The sequence below is a fragment of the Streptomyces sp. WM6372 genome, from assembly GCF_001279655.1.
In the GTDB taxonomy this organism is placed as follows: domain Bacteria; phylum Actinomycetota; class Actinomycetes; order Streptomycetales; family Streptomycetaceae; genus Streptomyces.
In genome coordinates this window covers 1-4,905 of record NZ_LGDB01000046.1, presented here as the reverse complement: position 1 = coordinate 4,905, position 4,905 = coordinate 1, and the positions used below count along the sequence as shown (strand labels likewise).

At 70.8% G+C, this 4,905-nt stretch carries 6 protein-coding genes and 2 pseudogenes; 3 read left to right on the top strand and 5 right to left on the bottom strand.

Annotated features, from left to right (window positions below):
* Positions 1-245: pseudogene (locus tag ADK52_RS05940) on the top strand (hypothetical protein); the annotation flags it as partial.
* Between the two features lie 499 nt (positions 246-744).
* The gene (locus ADK52_RS42175; RefSeq protein WP_053688722.1) at positions 745-1,089 is read left to right on the top strand and encodes a transposase; all 345 of its coding nucleotides are present in this window, start codon (positions 745-747) and stop codon (positions 1,087-1,089) included.
* 66 nt (positions 1,090-1,155) lie between these two features.
* Here the strand turns inward: ADK52_RS42175 and ADK52_RS05930 are convergent, their stop codons facing one another.
* The 5 genes from ADK52_RS05930 to ADK52_RS05910 all read right to left on the bottom strand — a co-directional run bounded on the left by ADK52_RS05930 (position 1,156) and on the right by ADK52_RS05910 (position 4,559).
* The gene (locus ADK52_RS05930) at positions 1,156-1,365 is read right to left on the bottom strand and encodes a hypothetical protein (RefSeq protein WP_053688721.1); all 210 of its coding nucleotides are present in this window, start codon (positions 1,363-1,365) and stop codon (positions 1,156-1,158) included.
* Positions 1,366-2,518: 1,153 nt separating this feature from the next.
* Positions 2,519-2,860, bottom strand: a complete 342-nt coding sequence (locus ADK52_RS42170; RefSeq protein WP_053688720.1) for an STAS domain-containing protein — start codon at positions 2,858-2,860, stop codon at positions 2,519-2,521.
* 275 nt (positions 2,861-3,135) lie between these two features.
* The gene (locus tag ADK52_RS05920) at positions 3,136-3,576 is read right to left on the bottom strand and encodes a DUF2267 domain-containing protein (RefSeq protein ID WP_053688719.1); all 441 of its coding nucleotides are present in this window, start codon (positions 3,574-3,576) and stop codon (positions 3,136-3,138) included.
* A 58-nt stretch (positions 3,577-3,634) separates the two neighbouring features.
* A complete protein-coding gene (locus ADK52_RS05915; RefSeq protein WP_053688718.1) occupies positions 3,635-4,030 on the bottom strand; it encodes a DUF2267 domain-containing protein in 396 nt (131 codons plus the stop codon).
* A gap of 94 nt (positions 4,031-4,124) precedes the next feature.
* On the bottom strand, positions 4,125-4,559 hold the full coding sequence (locus tag ADK52_RS05910) for an Hsp20/alpha crystallin family protein (RefSeq protein ID WP_053688717.1): 435 nt from the start codon (positions 4,557-4,559) through the stop codon (positions 4,125-4,127).
* A 129-nt stretch (positions 4,560-4,688) separates the two neighbouring features.
* Here ADK52_RS05910 and ADK52_RS05905 point away from each other — a divergent pair.
* Positions 4,689-4,905: pseudogene (locus tag ADK52_RS05905) on the top strand (HSP18 transcriptional regulator); the annotation flags it as partial.

Genomic DNA, 4,905 nt, shown 5'->3' with positions numbered 1-4,905 from the left:
CCTGGCCACGGACGCCGTCCCCCGCACCGCCGCCTCCGCCGCCCCACAGGGAAAACGTGACCCGCTTCGTCCCCACCGGCGCGCTCCAGTACACCGGTTCACCGGACCTGCCGAACACCTCGCTACCCGAGACCGACTCCGCTCCGGGCGCCGCAGCCGTCGCGGACATCGCCCCAGGAACCACCGCCGCCCGTGCCGGTGCGGCAGACACCTCAGCAGACGCCCCCCGGGAACTCTGCTGCTGATCAACACCACGCGACATGAACACTCCTTCGAACACCTCAACTTGGGCCCGGCCAACCACGAGCCGGACCACCGGCCGGCCGGCCGGGCTCACCCGGCCAACACCACAACCCCTCCCCAGGTGTCGCCGAGCCACCCACACGAGAATCCCCCACACGCCTCCGCCTCCCGAGCGGTCAAGCCTGCTCCGCGACCGCGGCCTCCCGCCCCGACACCACCAACCTGGACAGTCCTGCACACCCGCGGTACCAGCGACCCCTGCGTGTCGGGGCCGGCCCGCCACACGAGCTGGCCGCCCCTCGCAGAGGACGACAAGCATGTCGGCCAGGCAGTCGCGAGGCCAGCGGCGGCCTCGGGGTCCGGAGCAGGCTCCAGCAGACATGCCCGGGGCCGGCCGCGGCCCGTGCCCGGCGCCCCACCGAGTCGCGACCGGGCGCAGCAGAAACGTCCACCCCCGCTGACAGGGGCGTGTCGGTCCTCAGAGAGAGCCGTTGTCATGGTGTGAGTGAATGCGACGACCTCGACGACGAGGAATGGACCGTGATCCGCGCGCTGCTCCCCCGCTGCGGGCCCGGTGGGCCGGATTACCGGGCCATCGTCAACGGCATCCTGTGGCAGCTGCGAGGCGGAGGGCGCTGGCACGACATGCCCACCCGCTACGGACCCTGGCACCGCTGCGCCGAACGCCTGCGCCTGTGGCAGACGGACGGCACCTGGCACAACGTCCTGACCTACCTCGCTGCCAGTCGGCCGCTGCCCCGCCACACGGACCAGACCCGCGATACGCCGAAACCTTCCCTCACGCGGGAGGCGATCGACGACTGGAACAGCCCCTGGCTTCCATGACCGCCACCGTGATTAGCCCGCCGTTGGCTCTTCTCGCCGTGTCTGCGGTCAGCGCGCCGCCCGCCCTCACCGAGTCTTGGTCGCGCTCCACCCGATGCCACGGGCGCTCACCCTCGCGGCCCCGCCTGCACCGCACAGCCGCTCACGCAACCGTATCAAGTGGGAAAGGCCCGCCACTTCCTTGAACCGGTCGAGCAGAAGGCCGATACGGCGGTCATCGCCCGCCCGCACGGCGACGGCAATGGCGTCGACAAGCTCCTCGGGGTCCTCAGGCATGCGGAGAGTCTTCACCGATACCAACCGATCCATCCCTGCCCGAGCCAACAGGCAGTCGGGGCGCCCACGCAGGATGGCTTCCAGCCCTCACACCTCCCTCGCTGTGGAACCGCCGCATGGGGATTGCGCCCACCCCGCTCTAAGACGGCCGCGCACGCCACTGAGCCAGCGGGCCGGTCAAGCGGGTGCCGTCGGCCGCGGCTGCATGACGGCGACGTGTGACGGCGGCCGGTGCCCGGCCGACAGCACCCCGAAGGGGAAGAGGCCGACGCGGCAGGCGGGCCTCTCGCCCTACCCATCCACCCGATCCGGCATCACGCACGCGCGCGACCCGCCCCACGCCCGCCGGAACCGCCCGCACAGACCCCGATACCGCGCCCGACGGGCCAGCCCACAGCGCAGGACCACAAGCCTGCCAGGACTGTGACACCGAAGCGTCCGGGCGCTGAAATATGGGTGGTGGGGCGGCCCGGTGTTACTGCCGCCAGAGCGCTCTGGTCACCGGGCCTCGCCCGCGCACGCCCTATCGACGCGGACTGAACCCGACCATATCCACGCCCAGCAGCCGCGCGGCCTCACAAGCACCGCGTTCGGCATCCCGCGTGACAAGCGCGGGCGAGAGTTGACGCCCAACGCTGACACCAGCGGCCAACCGGGCCGACCGCACTACGCTGCCGCCGCGGCCCTGACCGTCACACATCAGGGAAGCGGCGCGATCCTGCGACCAAGCCAGCCACGCATGTCTTGACGTGGTCTCAGAGAGCTTGGAGAGAAGGCGTTTGAAGGAGGAAGGCCGGGTTAGACGCGAGACAACGGAAGCCGCTCGCCATGAATGGGGCGCTCCCGGAGCAGGCCCCGCTGCATGCCGCCCTTCCCCCCCGGCGTCATGCAGAAGGGCCGCCCGCACGACGGGCTGCCGCCCGGATCCGTACGGCACCCGGACATCCCCGCCTCCGGCCCGCTCCCCGGCCGGAACCGGGGACCGTCCGGCAAACCCCCGGCAGCGGCGCTCATACCGCCGCCCCCCGGGCACGGACCCGACGGCAGCAGCCCGGCACCCACCCGGTCATCCAGCGCGATCAACCGCGTCTGGCGCCCCGAGACGACCGCGCGACGGGGCAGCGGTACGGGGCCGCCGCGCGATGCGGGCGGGTCAGAATGGCGGGACCGGCTCAATGGTGAACAGATCCTCGGCTCCCGTGATCTTCAACAGGCGCGTGAACTGCTCCCGGGGCGCGGCGAGGTAGAGGTTCTGGCTGCTTTCGGCGGCGGCGGTGCGCGCGGCCAGGAGGGCGTTGAGGCCCGAGGAGTCGCAGAAGGACAGGTGCTGCAGATCGACCACGACATCGTGAGGGAACCGTTCACCGGACAGAGCCGCGAGGAGTACCTGGCGGAAGTGCTCGGCTCGACTGATGTCCATCTCACCGTGCGGGCGTACCACCGTCGCACTGCCGTGGACCTCGACGTCGATGTTCTCGCTGCCGTCGCTGTGCACGCACCTTCTCCTCTCGCCATTGCCGGGCCACCGTAGGGCCGACGGCAGGCGGCAGGCGGCACCACACCGGCCGACAAACGCGATAGGGCCCTTGCCCGGCACCCTTCTCCGCAGGGCGGCCTCTGCCGCCGCTCCCGCCGTCAAGCGACAAGCGACAAGCCGCACCGTCACCGGGGCGCCTGAGGTTGGACGGACCACCCGCTCGGGGTCTGCCGCTGCCAGGCCGGGCGAGGCGGAGGTCCGGCTCTGTCATGACCGCTGTCGCCGGGGCGGAATTAGGCAGGCTGGGGCTGCAGCAGTTGCACCTGGCCGAAGAGAGGGGCGTAGCCGCCGGGGAGCCGGTGGAGGATGCGGGCGAGGAGTTCAGGGCCGGCTAGGCGCGTGACGGTGGCGAGTACGGCGCCGGTGTCCCAGCGTGCGGTGGCTGGAGTGGCGCCGGTGCGGGTGGCCAGGTCCTTGATGAAGCCCCAGCCGGTGAGTTGTTCGGTGGCGGGGATCTGGGCGGTCAGGGTGAGGGCGGCCTCGACGGGCAGGCACTGTGCTAGGTCCACGCGCTCGTCTCCGGTGACCTGACGGCCGAGGGAAGCGAGGACGGTACGGATGGCTTCCTGGGCGCGTTCGCGGGTGGGGTAGGCGCCTTCGTAGCGGACGCGTTCCAGCATCTGGTCGAACGTCATGGCGTGATGGGCCGGGTTCGGTCGAAGCTGGTTGTACATGGTGCTGCGGTTGCCTTTCTCTTCGAGGGGTCGGGTTGTGGCCTGTGTTGTCGGCCGGTCAGGTGGGCCGGGGGTGGCCGAAGAGGAGGTCGTAGCCGGGCGGGAGCTGCAGCAGGACCTCGCGCATAAGGGCGTCTCCCGCTGCGGCGGCCACGGTGGACAGGACCGCGCCGATGTCCCACAGGGCCGTCTTCTCGGTGGCGCCCTCGATCCAGGCCGCGGTGGCGCGGACGAAGCGTTCCGGGGAGAGCGGCTCCGCGGCCTGCAACGGGTTCAGGAGGATCAGGGCGTAGGTCTCGGGGAGCCGGGCGGCGAGCTCGGCCCGCACCGTGCCGGCCAGGTGTGCGCCGAGCAGGGCCAGGACGACGCGGGCTGCGCGTTCGGCTTCTTCCCCGGTCTCGTACTCGCCGCGTTCCCGGACGCGGGTCAGGAACGCTTCCTGTCGCATCGGCATCACTCACCTCCGGGGAGGAGTGAAAGGGCGAGGGGGGTGTGGAGGACGGGTGCCGGAGGGGCGAGTCCCGTCCTCCGCCGCGGGTGCCGGCTGGTCAGCCGGAGATCTGCTTGCGGCCGGACTCGCCGCCGATGGCGATCTTCCGCGGCTTGGCACGCTCGGCGATCGGGATCCGCAGGGTCAGGACACCCGCGTCGTAGTCGGCTTCGATGCGCTCGGTGTCGAGGGTGTCGGCCAGCATGACCTGCCGGGAGAAGACACCGAGGGGCCGCTCGGAGAGCTCCATCTGCACGCCGTCGGACTTCTCCGCGGGCCGGCGCTCCGCCTTGACGGTCAGCATGTTCCGTTCGACGTCGATGTCGATCGCGTCGGTGCTCACACCGGGGAGGTCGAAAGCGATCACGTACACGTCACCCTGGCGGTAGGCGTCCATCGGCATGACGGACGGCTTCGACCACGTGCCCGACGCACCCGAGAGCTGCTGAACGATCCGGTCCATCTCGCGGAACGGGTCAGTGCGCATCAACATCGCGAAACACCTCCAGTTGGTTCAGGCAGAAACTGCCAATGCGCTTCAACGTGCTCCCGTTGTAACATGTCATCGAAACGATGACAAGCAAGGAGTCATCAGGAGGACGACAGAGTCACGGAGAGTGCCATGAACGAGGCCGCAGAGCCGACCGCGCCTATCCCCTTCCTTGCCGCCGCGGCGGCACTGGAGGCCATCGACCGGGCCGTCAAGGACGCGCAGCAACCCTCCGCGGGAACGCCCGGCTCGCGCGCAACCGGGGCCGACGCGGGCCTGCACCCGGCCCTGGCCGCACTGATGATGCTGCGCGAGGTCCGCGAGCAGCTCGCCGGCTGGGAGAGCGGCC